At 68.3% G+C, this 14,177-nt stretch carries 16 protein-coding genes; 11 read left to right on the forward strand and 5 right to left on the reverse strand.

The genetic code is table 11. The annotated features are described in order from the left end of the window. Positions 1 to 51 precede the first annotated feature (51 nt). The gene (locus tag ACWIGI_RS00230) at positions 52 to 696 is read left to right on the forward strand and encodes a pentapeptide repeat-containing protein (protein ID WP_454200127.1); all 645 of its coding nucleotides are present in this window, start codon (positions 52 to 54) and stop codon (positions 694 to 696) included. An 8-nt stretch (positions 697 to 704) separates the two neighbouring features. On the opposite strand, the gene ACWIGI_RS00235 is transcribed toward ACWIGI_RS00230, so the two are convergent. After that, complete coding sequence (locus tag ACWIGI_RS00235) at positions 705 to 1,475, reverse strand: SDR family NAD(P)-dependent oxidoreductase (protein WP_454200128.1); 771 nt, start codon at positions 1,473 to 1,475, stop codon at positions 705 to 707. A 236-nt stretch (positions 1,476 to 1,711) separates the two neighbouring features. On the opposite strand from ACWIGI_RS00235, the gene ACWIGI_RS00240 reads away from it, so the two are divergent. Both ACWIGI_RS00240 and ACWIGI_RS00245 read left to right on the forward strand, forming a co-directional pair. Further along, the gene (locus ACWIGI_RS00240) at positions 1,712 to 2,839 is read left to right on the forward strand and encodes a flavin-containing monooxygenase (RefSeq protein WP_454200129.1); all 1,128 of its coding nucleotides are present in this window, start codon (positions 1,712 to 1,714) and stop codon (positions 2,837 to 2,839) included. An 87-nt stretch (positions 2,840 to 2,926) separates the two neighbouring features. Beyond that, positions 2,927 to 3,925: a DoxX family membrane protein gene (locus ACWIGI_RS00245; protein ID WP_454200130.1), complete on the forward strand. Its 999-nt coding sequence runs from the start codon at positions 2,927 to 2,929 to the stop codon at positions 3,923 to 3,925. A gap of 186 nt (positions 3,926 to 4,111) precedes the next feature. Here the strand turns inward: ACWIGI_RS00245 and ACWIGI_RS00250 are convergent, their stop codons facing one another. After that, positions 4,112 to 4,660, reverse strand: coding sequence for a TetR/AcrR family transcriptional regulator (locus tag ACWIGI_RS00250; protein ID WP_454200131.1), 549 nt, complete (start codon positions 4,658 to 4,660; stop codon positions 4,112 to 4,114). Between the two features lie 119 nt (positions 4,661 to 4,779). On the opposite strand from ACWIGI_RS00250, the gene ACWIGI_RS00255 reads away from it, so the two are divergent. Then, a complete protein-coding gene (locus tag ACWIGI_RS00255; RefSeq protein WP_454200132.1) occupies positions 4,780 to 5,910 on the forward strand; it encodes an FAD-dependent monooxygenase in 1,131 nt (376 codons plus the stop codon). Between the two features lie 27 nt (positions 5,911 to 5,937). On the opposite strand, the gene ACWIGI_RS00260 is transcribed toward ACWIGI_RS00255, so the two are convergent. After that, the gene (locus ACWIGI_RS00260; RefSeq protein WP_454200133.1) at positions 5,938 to 7,029 is read right to left on the reverse strand and encodes a diguanylate cyclase; all 1,092 of its coding nucleotides are present in this window, start codon (positions 7,027 to 7,029) and stop codon (positions 5,938 to 5,940) included. Between the two features lie 122 nt (positions 7,030 to 7,151). Continuing rightward, a complete protein-coding gene (locus ACWIGI_RS00265; protein WP_454200134.1) occupies positions 7,152 to 7,730 on the reverse strand; it encodes a TetR/AcrR family transcriptional regulator in 579 nt (192 codons plus the stop codon). A gap of 43 nt (positions 7,731 to 7,773) precedes the next feature. Between ACWIGI_RS00265 and ACWIGI_RS00270 the strand changes: the two genes are divergently transcribed. From ACWIGI_RS00270 to ACWIGI_RS00300, 7 genes are all read left to right on the forward strand, one after another. Beyond that, the gene (locus ACWIGI_RS00270) at positions 7,774 to 8,640 is read left to right on the forward strand and encodes a phytanoyl-CoA dioxygenase family protein (RefSeq protein ID WP_454200135.1); all 867 of its coding nucleotides are present in this window, start codon (positions 7,774 to 7,776) and stop codon (positions 8,638 to 8,640) included. A gap of 184 nt (positions 8,641 to 8,824) precedes the next feature. Then, entirely contained in the window at positions 8,825 to 9,139 is a 315-nt protein-coding gene (locus ACWIGI_RS00275; protein WP_454200136.1) for a DMT family transporter, read from the forward strand. A 19-nt stretch (positions 9,140 to 9,158) separates the two neighbouring features. Next, positions 9,159 to 9,545 (forward strand): acyl-CoA thioesterase, encoded by a 387-nt coding sequence (locus ACWIGI_RS00280; RefSeq protein WP_454200137.1) that lies wholly within the window; start codon positions 9,159 to 9,161, stop codon positions 9,543 to 9,545. Continuing rightward, positions 9,545 to 9,928, forward strand: coding sequence for an acyl-CoA thioesterase (locus ACWIGI_RS00285; protein ID WP_454200138.1), 384 nt, complete (start codon positions 9,545 to 9,547; stop codon positions 9,926 to 9,928). Before ACWIGI_RS00280 ends, ACWIGI_RS00285 begins: the two co-directional genes overlap by 1 nt. Before the next feature lie 78 nt (positions 9,929 to 10,006). Then, positions 10,007 to 10,393 carry a 50S ribosomal protein L7/L12 gene (gene rplL / locus ACWIGI_RS00290; protein ID WP_454200139.1) on the forward strand — a complete coding sequence of 129 codons (387 nt, stop codon included), beginning with the start codon at positions 10,007 to 10,009 and terminating at the stop codon, positions 10,391 to 10,393. Between the two features lie 60 nt (positions 10,394 to 10,453). Beyond that, positions 10,454 to 11,020: an NUDIX domain-containing protein gene (locus ACWIGI_RS00295; protein WP_454200140.1), complete on the forward strand. Its 567-nt coding sequence runs from the start codon at positions 10,454 to 10,456 to the stop codon at positions 11,018 to 11,020. After that, positions 11,017 to 11,517: a hypothetical protein gene (locus ACWIGI_RS00300; protein WP_454200141.1), complete on the forward strand. Its 501-nt coding sequence runs from the start codon at positions 11,017 to 11,019 to the stop codon at positions 11,515 to 11,517. The genes ACWIGI_RS00295 and ACWIGI_RS00300 overlap by 4 nt, the downstream gene beginning before the upstream one ends. 1,034 nt (positions 11,518 to 12,551) lie before the next feature. On the opposite strand, the gene ACWIGI_RS00305 is transcribed toward ACWIGI_RS00300, so the two are convergent. Then, the gene (locus tag ACWIGI_RS00305; protein WP_454200142.1) at positions 12,552 to 14,051 is read right to left on the reverse strand and encodes a DUF222 domain-containing protein; all 1,500 of its coding nucleotides are present in this window, start codon (positions 14,049 to 14,051) and stop codon (positions 12,552 to 12,554) included. Positions 14,052 to 14,177: the final 126 nt, after the last annotated feature.

Genomic DNA, 14,177 nt, shown 5'->3' on the forward strand with positions numbered 1-14,177 from the left:
GGGCCGGATATCGCGGGCACCGGGCCGCGCCGATCGAATCGAGGGAGCCGCATGTCGCGGGAGTTGGTCGACCTGCCGTTCGCACGTCATCTGGAACCGCACACCGAGGTCGGCATCGAGGGCGAATACGACTGCGGCCACTTCGACGGCCTCGACCTCGACGACGTCAACATGCGTGGCGCCAGTTTCACCGAATGCGCCATCTCCGGCACCACCGTCTCCGGCGGCACCCTGTCCTTCGCCCGCTTCAACGACGTGTGGATCCACAGCACCCAGTGGATCCGCGCCGACCTGACCGAATCCTCCTGGCTGGACGCGGAATTGGTGATGAACGCCCTGTCCGGCGTGGAAGCCTTCGGCGCGCGGCTGCGGCGGGTGAAGTTCTACAACTGCAAGTTCGATTCGGTGAATCTGCGCGGCGCGACCCTCACCGACGTCTCGTTCGTGGATTGCCTGCTGCGCCACGTGGATATCGGCGAGGCCAAACTGACCTCGGTCACCTTCCCCGGGTCGGAGATCGAGGCGCTGTCCATGCGCAAGGCGGTGCTGAAGAAGGTGGATCTGCGCGGGGCCCGTTCGCTGGGCATCTACGAGGGCGTGGAGTCGCTGGCGGGCGCGACCATCGCCCAGGCCCAGCTGTTCGATCTGGCCCCGACGTTGGCGCACGCCCTGGGCATCGTCGTCTCGGACCGCTAGACCCCCCGCTAGACCCCGTAGCCGCCGTCGATGTCGAGCTTCTGGCCGCTGATGAAGTCCGCGCGGTCCGAGGCCAGGAAGCACACCGCCTCGGCGATGTCCTGCGCGTCGCCGAAGCGCCGCAGCGGAATGTTGTTGCGCGCCACCTCGAGTGCGTGGTCGTCCAATTCGCCCGCGGCGATGAGCCTTTCGGCCATGCCGTCGGTCGTCATGCCCGGCCCGACGCAGTTCGCGCGCACCCCGAACCGGCCCTCCTCGGCCGCGATGCCGCGAATCAGCGCCTCCACCGCGGCCTTCGGCGCGCTGGACAGCCCGTCGCGCACGGGGAACCGCACGGTGGCGGCCGTGGTGACCGCGACGATGTTGCCGCCGCTTTCCCGCAGGAACGGCAGCGCGGCGTGCGCGGCGGCGAAGAAGCCCGCGGTGTCGTCCAGGAGCTGCGCCCGGAAGTCCGCGGGCGCGACCCGGCTCAGGTGCCGCATGGGAATGTGCGGGCCCGCGGCGTAGACCAGGGTGTGTATGCCCCCGAACTCGGCGGCGGCCTGCTCGATCACCCGCGCGACCAGGTCGGCGTCCGACAGATCGAGTTGCCAGCCCCGCGCGCGCCGTCCCGCCTGTTCGGCCGCGGCCAGCACCGGGTCCAGCTTGCTCGCCGAACGGAACCAGGTCAGCGCGACGTCGCTGCCGCGGTCCAGGAACATCCGCGCGATGGCGCCACCCAGGCCGCCGCTGGCGCCCAGCACCACGGTGGCGCCGGACCGGTGAGCGAAGTCGTCCATGGTGTCCTTCGGGTGCGGGTCGCGGCGGGCGCGACGATCGGATCTCTTCATTGGTAGCCCACGGCAGAAAAACAAGCAACTGCTTGGTTCTGCTCGTGGGATGGGTGCGTGCCGGCGACCGGGCAATCTGGACGTCTGACCACAAACTGTCCGACTTGCCCCTTTCTGGGGGTCGGTCTGTGCGATAGTCGTGCGCAAACGTGTTGCCGGGTTCGGTCTGAGCGAGTGGTGGTCCAGTGAGTGAATCGGTTCTGATCGTCGGCGCCGGCCCGGGCGGACTCGCCGTGGCGGCCTGTCTGCGCGACAGCGGCTACGACGTGACGATCGTCGACAAGGCGTACACGGTCGGCTCGGCCTGGCGCGGGCACTACGAGCGCCTGCACCTGCACACCATTCGCGCGCACTCGCATCTGCCCGGGTTCAAGATCCCACGCGCGTACGGCGATTGGGTCGCGCGCGCGAACGTCGTGCGCTATCTCGACGACTACGCGCGCCACCACCGCATCGAATTGCGTTCGGGCACAACGATCGACCGGCTCGACCGGGTGGACGGCCGCTGGATCGCGCGCAGCGCCCAGGGCGACATCACCGCCGATCGGGTCGTGGTGGCCACCGGCTACAACCACACCCCGCTGATCCCGGATTGGCCCGGCCGCCAGGACTTTCCGGGCGAGATCGTGCACTCCTCGAAGTACCGCAACGCCGCGCCCTACATCGGCCGCGAGGTCCTGGTCGTCGGCACCGGCAACACCGGCGCCGAGATCGCGGTCGATCTCGTCGAGGGCGGCGCCTCCCGGGTGCTGCTCGCGGTGCGGACCGTGCCGACGTTCGTGCGCCGCCAGGTCGCGCCCAAGATCGGCCAGAGCTCGGCGGGCATCGTGCTGCGCCACCTGCCGGTGCCCCTGGTCAACCGGATCATCGCGCTGTCGAGCCGGATGACCACCCCCGACCTGTCCGCTTTCGGCCTGCCCCGCCCCGCGCCCGACGCCTACACCCGGCTGCTCGCCGACGGCGCGGTGCCGATCATCGACGTCGGCCTCATCGACCTGATTCGCGCGGGCAAGGTCGAAACCGTCTCGGCGGTAACCGGTTTCGAGAACGGGAAGGTGCTGCTGGCCGGCGGCGCGAGCATCGCGCCCGAGGCCGTCATCGCCGCCACCGGGTTCGATCACGGCCTCACCGATCTGGTCGGGCACCTCGATCTGCTCGACGCCCAGGGCAGGCCGACCGTCCATGGCGGACAGACGCATCCGAACGCGCCCGGCCTGTATTTCACCGGCTTCACCAACCCGATCAGCGGCATGTTCCGCGAACTCGCCCGCGACGCCCGCCGCATCGCGCGGGCGCTGGGAAAGGCGCGCTGACCGGCGATTGTTCCCGGCTACGTTTGCGAGTCCGGATTCCGGTAACTGCGTGAAGGTCTACGCACCCCTCGGGAAGGACCTCACACCATGGCTATGCGACGCCTTGCCCGGCCACTGCTGGCGACCGCGTTCGTCGTCGACGGGCTGGACGCCCTCACCGATCCGCAGGAGCGCGCGAAGGCCGCCGCCGATCGCGTGACCCAGATCCAGCGCCGGTTGCCCGAACAGTACGCGGCCAAGGTGCCCGACGCCGGGCGCATCGTGCGGGTGAACGCGGCCGCGCAGATCGGCGGCGGCCTGCTGCTGGCGCTGGGCCGCGCACCGCGACTGGCCGCGGCCATCCTGGCGGTCACCGTCATTCCCGCCACGGTCACCGAACAGGACTTCTGGGCCGAGCAGAACCCCGAGCTGCGCTCGGCCAAACGCACGGCCTTCCTCAAGGATCTGAGCCTGCTCGGTGGTCTGCTCATCGCCTCCACCGACCACGGCGGCCGGCCCCCGCTGCTGCGCACCCTCGCCGAAAAGGCCGCCGCCGGAGCGGGTTCCGCGGCCACCGCCGCCGAGATCCGCGGCGCGCAGCTGGCCGAAGTCGCCAAGGAACGCGGCTCCGACGTCGCCGAGGTGGTCAAGGAGCGGGGCTCCGAAGTAGCCGAGGTGGTGAAGGACCGCGGGTCGGAGGTCGCGCGAACCGTCAAGGATCGCGCGCCCGAGGTGGCCGAAGTGGTCAAGGAACGTGGCGCCGAACTCGGCGGGGTACTCAAGGAGCGCGGCGCGGAACTGGGCGAGACGCTCAAGGATCGTGGCGCGGAGTGGGGCGGGGTGCTCAAGCATCGCGGCTCCGACTTCGGCGATGTGGCCCGCGAACGCGGCGGCGAACTGGCCGGGGTGGCCAAGGTCCGCGGCGCGGAATGGGCGGACCTGGCCCGCGAGCGCGGCGCCGAACTCGCCGAGGCCGCCAAGGATCGCGGCGCCGAACTGGCCGAGGCGGCGCGCGATCGTGGTTCGGAACTGAGCACGGTCGCCAAACGTCGCGGCACCCGCGCCGCCCGCAAGACCCGCCGCCGCGCGCGTCGCAGCCGTTGGTGAGCGCCCCCGCGTCAGCGGGATCCGGCGGGCCGCGGTCCGGGCGGATCGGCGCCGCGTCGGCGGCCGTGCTCGGCTCGCGCGCGCCGGTGCTGCTCGGCTGGGGCACGTGCGAACGGCTCGGCCGGGCACGGCTGCGATGCGGCCCCGCCGCACCGGAGTGGCCCGGTTCGGGACCCGCCGGGCCGCTCAGCGCAGCAGCGCCCGCACTATGCGGTCCACCTCGGCGCGGGGATCGAAATTCACTGCGGGGCTGGTCAATTCATGCAGTGCGGCACCGTCCAGGTAATCGACGAGCAGCTTGGCGTCGGTACTGCCGGGTGCGACATTGCTGATCATGCCGGCGATCCACGCGGTCAGCCGTTCGCGCCCGCGCCGCACGCTCTCCCCGAGCGCGGGGACGCTGCCCGCCTCGAGGAACAGTGCGTAGCGAGCCAGGGTGCGGGTGCGGTCGGTGGTGACCGCGTGGGTGAGCAGGATGGCGAAGCCGTCGACGAGTTGGGTGACCGTGGTGGGTGCGGGCGCCCGGCTCAGGGCGTTCCAGTCGGCGTAGTCGCGTTCCTCCAGGCGTTCGGCGATGCCGCACAGCAGGGCCTCGCGGGTGCGGAAGTAGTTGGACGCCGATCCGGCGGGCATCTCGGCGGCGGTGTCCACCGCCCGGTGCGTGAGCGCGCGCGGACCGCTGGCGCCGAGCACCTCGATCGCGCCGTCGAGGATCAGTTCCCGCTTGGTAGGCATACCGGGACACTACATCAGTAGTGAATTCCACTACATCCGTAGTTTTCAAACTACGCCTGTAGTAACTTCCTCGTATCGGGCTCCCCAGTGCGGAGCCGAGATTCGAAGGGAAGTGCGCCATGTCGAAAGCGCTCATCGTCGGCGGCGGAATCGCCGGTCTCGCATCGGCCATCGCGTTCGATCGCCGGGGCTGGGAGGTCGAGGTGCTCGAGCGGGCCCCGCGCCTGACCGCGGTCGGCGCGGGAATCTCGCTGTGGTCCAACGCCCTTCGGGCCCTCGACGACATCGGCATCGGTGATCGGGTGCGGGAGCGGGCCATCGAGGACGGCGCCGCCGGTATCCGCGACGCCCGGGGGCGATGGCTCTCGCGCACCGATACCGCTGCCCTGCGCGCCCGGTACGGTGCCCCCGTCGTCCTGCACCGGGCGGATCTGCTGGACATCCTGCGCGCGGCGGTCCCCGAATCCGCCCTGCGCACCGGCATTTCCGTGGCCGAGGCCGGTACCGACGGTTCGGTGCGCCATTCGGCGGGAACCTCGCGCGGCGACGTCGTCGTCGGCGCGGACGGCATTCACAGCGTGGTTCGCCGTGCCGTCTGCGGTGCGGTCGAACCCCGCTACAGCGGCTACACCGCCTGGCGCGTGGTGGTCACCCCCACCGAACCGATCGGCGATCTGGGCGAAAGCTGGGGTCGCGGTGAACGTTTCGGCTACGCCGCCCTCGCCGACGGCCGGGTGTACTGCTTCGCCGCGGCGAACATCGCCGCCGGAGCCCCCGACGGCGGCCTCCCCGAACTCCGCCGCCGCTTCCGCGACTGGCACGCGCCGATTCCCGCGCTGCTGGCCGCGGCGGATCCGGACGCGGTGCTGCGCAACGACATCTACGAACTACCGCCCCTGCCGACCTACGTCCGCGGGCGGCTGGCGCTGATCGGGGACGCTGCGCACGCCATGACCCCCAACCTCGGGCAGGGCGCCTGCCAGGCGCTCGAGGACGCGGTGGTGCTCGCCCGCGTCGCCGACTCGGGCGGTGCGCTCGACGCCTACGACGCCGAACGCCGCCCGCGCACCCGGATGATCGCCGCCCGATCCGCGCGCATCGGCACGGTCGCGCAGACGGCGAACCCGGTACTGGCCACACTGCGCGACACCCTCATGCGCGCGCTGCCCGCGTCGGCGCAGCTGCGGGCGCTGGCCCCGATCCTGGACTGGACGCCCGAACCCGCCGGGGTGGCATCCCGTTCGCGCTGATCCGGTGTCCGGCCACCCGCTGCCGATTCAGCGCCCGCGGACCGGCGGCGATGTCCGATCGCAGACGAAAACCTGATTCCCGCCCCCGCGTTTGGCCCGGTACATGGCGGTGTCCGCCCGCCGAAGCAGCTCGTCGGGGGTGGGCCGGCGATGCCCGGTGCGCCCGTCGTAGGCCGCGATGCCGATGCTCACCGTCACCGGGATGTCCGGATCCGAGGCCACCGCGTTCCGCACGGTCTCGGCCTGCGCCAGCGCCGCCTCCGGGTCGAGATACCCGACCAGCGCGAACTCCTCACCGCCGGTGCGGGAGACCACCAGCCCCTCCCCGGCGAGCGCGGAGAGCAGTTCGGCGGTGCGGATGAGCACCCGATCGCCCGCGGGATGGCCGAGCAGATCGTTCACACCCTTGAACTGGTCGAGGTCCGCGACCATGACGCAGATGCCGGGTTGATCCTGCACCCCGAACATCCCCGATAGATGGAACTCCAGTCCGCGCCGATTGAGCAGCCGGGTCAGCGGATCGGACAGCGATTCCATCCGCACGAGCCAGAACATGAACTGCAGCGACGGCAGCGTCACCACGACCGCGCTCACCATGGTCAGCACGATGGCGACCGCGAGCGGGAGATCCTCGGGGCCCGCGGCCATCCGCGCGGACAGCACCAGCACCGAGGCCAGGGACCAGGCCGCATGCGCGGCAAGCACTTTCGGACTGTGGAAGAAGGTCAGATAGCCGCCGGTGACCACCAGCAGCATCGCGCCCAGCGCCCCGTACACCCGATTGGAATCCAGCAGGCAGGCCAGGGTGATCATGCCGTCGGCAGCGGCGAACAGCAGCAGCGATTCCCGCTCGCTCGGCCACGGCAGCAACCACCAGCGCAGCGCCCACAGCAGCGCGCCGGCCGCTATGCCCCACATGGTCACCGTTCCGGCGGTGTGCTGCGGCCCGGCGGTGGATATCGCGGCCGCCCCGGCGATGAACGCCAGCAGCAGTCCGCCCATGCCGACGACGGCGCGTTGCAGCGGCAACATCGAATGTGCGGCAAGCACATGAGTTAGCCAGCGGTGGTCGACCGGATCTCGCCACCACGCTTTGAGCAGTGCAGCGGTATTACCCATGGGTCCCGTTCGGTGTGGACACTGGTGCCGCGCTCCACGGTATACGCCGCTTCTGGCAGACGGAAATATCGTGTGGCATTGCCCATAGCCGCAGGTCGGGCCGGGGCGTGCGGTGTCCGTGTCTACTTCGCGCCCACCGCGGCGGCGATGAAGCGCCACAGTTCGGCGGTCGACCGGTCCACCGTCGGGCGGGGATCGCGGCGAAGTTGCTCGGCGATGCCGTGCCGGAGCGCGCCCATGACGCAGGCCCCGGCCAGGCCGGGATCGATGGTCGCGTCGAGTTCACCGCTGCGCTGGCCGAGCTCGATATTGCGGCCCGCGGATTCGATGATGCGCTCGAGGGCCGCGGCCTCGAGTTCGGCGACCTCCGGTGCGGTGCCGATCCGCCCGAGCAGCAATTCCGAGAGCGGGTCGGCGAAGTGGTAGGCCACGAAATTGCGAGTGCGGGCGTGTTCGCGCACGGCCCAGCCCGCGCCCTCGGGGAGGGTCTCGTCGGCGATGGCGGCCACGAGTCCGGCGTGGAACTCCTCGTAGATGGCCACCAGCAGACCGGCTTTGGAGCCGAAATGGTGATAGAGCGCGCCGGTACTCAGCCCGGATCGGCGTTTGAGGGCGTTGAGATCCACCAGGCCGTTCCCGGCGAGAATCTCCGCGCGCGCGGCGTCCAATAGTTGTTGACGTCCCAGGGGAGCCCGTGCCATGCTCCGAACCATAACAGAACTCAGTTATGTAAAGGGGAACGCCGTGAGCGCCGAAGTCTCCTCCGTCACCGATCTGGCCGGTGACCTGGCCGGAAAGTACCGCCGTACGCACAGCAGCGGCCAGAGCGTGGATCCCGCCGTGGCCGACGCCGACATCGAGGCGGTCCTGCGCGACGGGTACGTCATCCTGCCGGACCTGCTCACCACGGCCGAGCTGCGCGCCATTCGCGCCGACGTGGACCCGCTGCTGGATCTCAAGGGCCGCAACAACTTCGAAGGCCACGCCACCCAGCGCGTGTACAGCGTCCTGAACAAGACCCGCACCTGCGATCGCATGGCCGCCCATCCGCGAGTGCTGGCGCTGCTCGACCGGCTGCTCATGCCCAACTACCTGCTGTCCATGCTGCAGATCATCAACATCCTGCCCGGTGAGGCGGCGCAGATGCTGCACACCGACGACGGCTTCTACCCGCTGCCGCGCCCGCGCCCCGCGCTCTCCGCCGCGACCATCTGGGCCCTCGACGATTTCACGGCCGAGAACGGCGCCACTGAAATCGTGCCCGGTAGTCACCTGTGGGGTTCGGAACTGCCGCAACCGAATTCGGTGGATCGGCGGCCGGTCGTGATGTCCGCGGGCTCGTGCGTGTTCTTCCTCGGCACGCTGTGGCACGGCGGCGGACCCAATCGCTCGGGCGCGCCCCGGCTCGCGGCCACGGCCCAGTACTGCGAACCCTGGTTGCGCCCGCAGGAGGCGTTCACGCTGTCCACCCCGCGCGAGATCGCCCGCGTGGTCGACGAGGACATCCGCCGCATGCTCGGCTACAGCATCCACCCGCCGTTCATCGGCCAGGTGGACGGCATGCATCCCAAGCGGCTGCTCGAGGACCCGGCGCCCGGAACCGGTAGTTAGCCGGTCGATTTCGTCCCGATTTCCGACTGCTCACCGCACTCGCAGGGCAATGGTGAGGAGTGTCTCCACCTGTGGGCCTCTCCATTGGGTACGGTCGAAGGGGATCGCGCACCGCGGTTCACTGGACGATTGCGACCGTACCCAGACCTGACAAGACGGTAGTTCCTGAAAGGGGATTGTTGTCATGGCGTGGTTGGTGCTCGTGATTTCCGGCGTATTCGAGGCCGTGTGGGCGACCGCTCTCGGAAAGTCCGAAGGATTCACCAAACTCGGACCCTCGGCGGTATTCGCGGCCGCACTCGTGGCTTCCATGGCCGGACTCGCCTATGCCATGCGCACCCTGCCGCCCGGCACCTCGTACGCCGTGTGGGTGGGCATCGGCGCGGTGCTGACGGTCACCTACGCGATGATCACCGGCGACGAGAGCGCGTCGGCGGTGAAGATCGCGCTGCTGGTCCTGATCGTGGGCGGCGTGGTCGGCCTCAAGCTCGCGCACTGACCGATGGTATGAATGCCGAATGTCTCGACACCTCTACCTGTGCCCGCTGCGGTGGTCCGACATGGATGCGGACGGGCATGTGCACAACGCCGTTCACCTGCGCTACCTGGAGGAAACCCGGATCGATGTCTTCCGGCAGCGCGGTGGACTGTCGGGATCGTGCGTGGTCGCGCAGATGGACATCGACTACCTGACGCCGCTGCGCTACCGGCCCGAGCCGGTGCGCGTGGAAACCTGGGTGTCCAAGCTCGGCGGATCGTCCTTCACGCTCATGCAGGAAATCCGGGACGAGGACGTGCTGTACTCCACCGCCACCTGCACCATGGTCGCCTTCGACACGGTCACCCAGCGCTCGCGCCCACTGCAGGACGAGGAGCGCGCCATGCTCGAGGAGTTGAGTGCCTGATGCACACCTATGCCATTCAACTGCGCCGAACCGACATGGACGCACTGCAGCACCTGAACAACGTGGTCTTCGCGCAGTACCTCGACGAAGCCCGCGCGGACCTGCTCGCGCGCCACGACTCGCGATCGTGGCGCGTGGTGGTCGCCAATCAGCGGCTGACCTACCGCATGCCGCTGGTCTTTCGTTCCGAACCGGTCACGGTGACCACCGCGGTCGAGCGCATCGGCACCACGTCGTTCACGCTCACCCACGAAATCCGCGACGAGCAATTCTCCTATCTCGCAGCGACTTCCACCCTCGTCACGATCGAGGACGGTGCCCCGCGAGCGCTCTCGCCCGCCGAACGCGACTACCTGGGCACGCTGGAGGCCGTGCGGAACTGAGACCTCGGGCCGCGCCGCGGCGCGGAATCGGCACCTATGATTGATGTACCGCCTGGTCAGCGCTGCAAGGGGTACATCATGGCCAAGATGACCATCGAAGAACTGCTGAATGTCTTCAAAGACATGACGCTGCTGGAGCTTTCCGAATTCCTGAAAGCCTTCGAGAATCAATTCGACGTGTCCGCCGCCATCCCGCTCGCGCCGATTCCCGGCGACAGCGCGGCCGCGGTGGCCGATGCGCCCGAGGAGAAGACCGAATTCGATCTCATCCTGGAATCCTTCGGAGACAAGAAGATCCAGGTCATCAAGGCGATGCGCGAACTCATCCCCGGCCTCGGTCTCAAGGAGGCGAAGGATCTGGTGGAATCCGCGCCCAAGCCCATCCTCGAAGCCGTCAGCCAGGACGCGGCCGAGAACGCCCGATACAAATTGGAAGCCGCGGGCGCGCGCGTCGCCATCCGCTGACGCGCCGCCGGCGATCCGGCGCGCGCGATCTGTCGGACTCGGCCGATACCGTGCTCACTCATGCGCGCCCTCACCGCCGCCGTAGCCGAGCTGGTCGCCGCCATCGAACCCTGGGACGATCGCGAAAAGCGCCATATCGGAGAAACTCTCACCTGGCTGGCAGCCACCGACGACATCCACCGCCGCATTCCGCCGGCGACTCCGTCACCGCACCTGGTCGTCTACACGGTCCTGATAGACCCGGATGCCCGAGCCATCTACCTCGGCCACCATCTGAAATCCGGCATGAACCTGCCCATGGGCGGACACGTGGATCCCGGTGAGCACCCGCTGTCGGCCGCGCGCCGCGAAGCTCGCGAAGAGCTGAACCTGATCCCCGCTTTCGACGTGGTCGGCGAAACGCCGTTCTTCCTGACGGTCACCCCCGTGAGCCTTCCCGCCCCGCACACCGACATCAGCCTCTGGCACGTTATCCGCGGCCGCCACACCACCCCCTACCCTCTCGACCCCTCCGAATTCGCCTCCGGTGCTTGGTATCCCATTGCCGGCGCCCCCGCCTCGGATCCCCACCTACCGCGCTTTCTGGCCAAGCTCACCCACACCCTCTCGACCCGCTGCGCCCGATGAGCGTGCTCGTGGTCATCCGCGGCAACTCGGGATCGGGAAAATCCACCGTGGCCGACGCGGTCCAGCGGCTCTTTCCGCGGGGCCGATGCCTGCTGGTGCCACAGGACGTGGTTCGTCGGCGCATGCTGCGGGAATACGACACCCCGTCGGCGAGCAATGTCGAATTGATCGGGCAGATAGCGACATTCGGCCTGACACGCGATCTGGTGGTCGTGGTTGAGGGCATTCTCAGTGTCGGCCACTACGGTCGCATGCTCGAAAGGCTGTCCGAGGTAGCCGATTACGCGTTCCACTACAGCTTCGACCTGACATTCGAGGAGACGCTGATTCGGCACGCGGGACGGGCGCAGGCGAGTGAGTTCGGCGCTGCGGAGATGGCGGGGTGGTATCACGGCTGGCAGCCGCTGGGGTTCGTTGATGAGGTGCGGATCGATTCGGGTTGGGAGATGGGGGAGATCGTGGGGCGGATTCAGCGGGATGTGATGGGGGTGGGGTAGGGGTTCGGTTGCGGTTCCAGCGGTGTGGGAGAAGATGCCTGGATAGCGGAGTACCGGCGGGGGCACGTCGGGAGACTCGATGGCGGTGGGGTGCCCTACCGGGGGAGAGACGCCTGGATAGCGGAGTACCGGCGGGGGCATGTCAGGAGACTCGATGGCGGTGGGGTGCCCTACCGGGGGAAAGATGCCAGGACAACGGAGTACCAGCGGGGCACCTTGGGAGACTCGGTAGCGGTCGCGTGACCTACCGCAGAAAACGAAGCCTCGAAAACGGAGTACCAGCATTGGTACGTCGGGTGCCTCGGCGGCGGTTGGGTGCCCTGCCGGGGAAAGGACGCCTGGATAACGGAGTACGAGCGGGGGCGGGTTGGGTGCCTCGGCGGCGGTTCCAGCCCTTCCGGGCCGATCAACGGGATCGAAGCCCTCGGATGCGTGGCCGAGTTCCCAACCCTGGACCAGGCACGGCAATCACCGCCATAGACATCACCAAATTGTGCTGATGACGAGTCTTTGTCTGTAGGTCTCGAGAAGGTTCCCACGGCCGGTCGACCCGGCTGGAAGGGTGAACGGGCTCCCGGCTGGGGAGCCGAAAGTCGGGTACGGCAGGCGAGGTGACCAGCACTGTCGCATCTGTTTTGCCTGCTCTCCCGAACCCCGCTGGAAGCCGCAGGGGTGGGTTCGGGTGTGGGCTACGTCGGCCACGGGCGTGAACACTGATTCGTGTGGCCGCACCGGCTGTCCGGGTGGGATGGCCGGGCCATAGCGAAGGCGGGTGGGCGCGTGCCCGTTCGGCGTCGAAGGCCGATGAAGCCGTGAACGAAAGTGCGTAGAGCAGTAGGACGGATATCAGGCCGGGGCTGTGGTCGCTTGCAGAGTCGCCGTGTGGGATTGCCCGGTGCTGGTGGTGGAGTTCGGGTGGGTTCGACGCCAAGGGGGGTGGGGGTGTGTCGGCGCGCGAAAGCCTCTTCGGCATGGGAAAGCCGAAGAGGCAGCGTGGAAAGCAGTGAGCGGGGAGCTGCGACCGGGTGAGGTGGCTAGCAGCGCCATCGCGCGGGGATACCCGGAAACTGGGGATGATGACGGAAGTTCACACGAGGTCTCCGAGCCGGGTCGATATGTGGTGGTGGGATCCACCCCGTTTTGCCCGGATTCTCCGAATCCTCACCCATTACAACGGTTTCCCACCCGTTCGGGCCGTTGTTGACCTGTGCGTGGCAGGCATCGCACGCCAAGGTCAGGTTCTCGATGTCCGTTTCGCCGCCATCGGCCCATTCCTTGATGTGGTGCACGGCCGAGCGACTCGCTGGCGCATCGCATCCCGGGCGCGTGCACCCGCGTTCGGTGGCGGTGAGCGCCAACCGCTGGGCCGGGTTCGCGAGGCGCTGTCCCCGGGATAAATGAAGCGGTCGGCCATTGCGATCGAGCACGACCAGGTACGGGGTCGAATTCCTGGCGACTTGGAGGGCTTGGGTGATCGACATGGTGCCGCCGGTGGCGGTGGTGGCGACCCCTGCGCGCTTCTCGAGGTCGTCGATGCTCATGGTGATGATGGTCGAGACCGGAAGTCCGCGATGCGATCCCAGCTTCGTGGGTCCCATGTCCGGGCGGAAGAACACCAGCAGGGCGTCGTGGTTGCGCTGTTCGGCGTTGCGGTGATCGCGTTTGGCGGCGGCACGCAGTTTCGCGCGAAGGGCGGCGCGGGCACGCTGGGCCGGGGTCAGGGACGGGTCGTTCGCATCGGCGTCGTCGGTGTCGTTGCCGTCGTCGAGTTCGGTATCGAGCCCGAGTTCGGCGGTGGTCCAGGGACTTTCGGGGTCGTCGGGGTTGCACATGCCGGGGCGGCCGAATTTCTCGAACATCGGGATCATGACCGCCCCCAACTGCGGGGTCAGGAACCCGGAGATCGGGTACATGCCATCGATGCCCTGATGCCCGATCTTGATACTCCGGACCCGCTGCCGGTCCCTGTCCTCGGTCAAACGCCCATCAGGATCGACGTGGGCCAGGATATGCACGCCGAGCTTGGTCACACCCTTCGGATCACCCTCACGGGCATAGTCGGTCAGGTGCCGCTCGGCACGATCTCTCGCTTCCACACCGGCAGCATCAGGTATCCGCTTCATCGCATCGTCGATCGCCTTCACATGATCGGCGGAGACCTCCCCGGCCCGTTGCGCTGCGGCTACAAGCGGCAGCACCGGCGGCCGAGTGCTCGAACCCACGGACACCGTCGACAGCAGATCGGCGTTGCGAACGCGGGCAGCGGCCTCGGCGTACGACAGTCGCAAAGTTTGTTGCAGGAACAGGATCGGGCTCTTCACGCCGGCCTTGGAGGGCAGGTTACGCGCCCCGGCTTCGAGTGCGCACCGCTGTTTCACGGCTTCGAGTTTGCGGAAGCTGGTTTCGAGCTTCTGCATGAACTCGGTGAACTCGCCATCACCCAGCGAGTACATCGGCAATTCGAGCAGGTTCTCCACCGCGGCGGCGAGTGCGTCGGCACTCTGCGCGATTGTGGGTACCTCTCCCGAATCCATACCCCTATTCTACTCCTTCATAGCCGATATGAATAGCCCAATTCTATTGTCGTGCAACCGAATTCGTACTTTTCGCCCATTCTGAGCGACTGCTGATCTCCCAGGCATTGCGCAACCGAATCCCGC

The organism is Nocardia sp. NPDC055321 (assembly GCF_053645575.1).

Excerpts from the sequence above, each read along its gene's own strand:
- ACWIGI_RS00245 (WP_454200130.1), top strand. The coding sequence starts at position 2,927 with ATGGCTATGCGACGCCTTGCCCGGCCACTGCTGGCGACCGCGTTCGTC.
- ACWIGI_RS00285 (WP_454200138.1), top strand. The coding sequence starts at position 9,545 with ATGCACACCTATGCCATTCAACTGCGCCGAACCGACATGGACGCACTG.
- ACWIGI_RS00295 (WP_454200140.1), top strand. The coding sequence starts at position 10,454 with ATGCGCGCCCTCACCGCCGCCGTAGCCGAGCTGGTCGCCGCCATCGAA.
- ACWIGI_RS00265 (WP_454200134.1), bottom strand. The coding sequence starts at position 7,730 with ATGGCACGGGCTCCCCTGGGACGTCAACAACTATTGGACGCCGCGCGC.
- ACWIGI_RS00255 (WP_454200132.1), top strand. The coding sequence starts at position 4,780 with ATGTCGAAAGCGCTCATCGTCGGCGGCGGAATCGCCGGTCTCGCATCG.
- ACWIGI_RS00250 (WP_454200131.1), bottom strand. The coding sequence starts at position 4,660 with ATGCCTACCAAGCGGGAACTGATCCTCGACGGCGCGATCGAGGTGCTC.
- ACWIGI_RS00275 (WP_454200136.1), top strand. The coding sequence starts at position 8,825 with ATGGCGTGGTTGGTGCTCGTGATTTCCGGCGTATTCGAGGCCGTGTGG.
- ACWIGI_RS00260 (WP_454200133.1), bottom strand. The coding sequence starts at position 7,029 with ATGGGTAATACCGCTGCACTGCTCAAAGCGTGGTGGCGAGATCCGGTC.
- ACWIGI_RS00230 (WP_454200127.1), top strand. The coding sequence starts at position 52 with ATGTCGCGGGAGTTGGTCGACCTGCCGTTCGCACGTCATCTGGAACCG.
- ACWIGI_RS00305 (WP_454200142.1), bottom strand. The coding sequence starts at position 14,051 with ATGGATTCGGGAGAGGTACCCACAATCGCGCAGAGTGCCGACGCACTC.
- ACWIGI_RS00280 (WP_454200137.1), top strand. The coding sequence starts at position 9,159 with ATGTCTCGACACCTCTACCTGTGCCCGCTGCGGTGGTCCGACATGGAT.
- rplL (WP_454200139.1), top strand. The coding sequence starts at position 10,007 with ATGGCCAAGATGACCATCGAAGAACTGCTGAATGTCTTCAAAGACATG.
- ACWIGI_RS00300 (WP_454200141.1), top strand. The coding sequence starts at position 11,017 with ATGAGCGTGCTCGTGGTCATCCGCGGCAACTCGGGATCGGGAAAATCC.
- ACWIGI_RS00235 (WP_454200128.1), bottom strand. The coding sequence starts at position 1,475 with ATGGACGACTTCGCTCACCGGTCCGGCGCCACCGTGGTGCTGGGCGCC.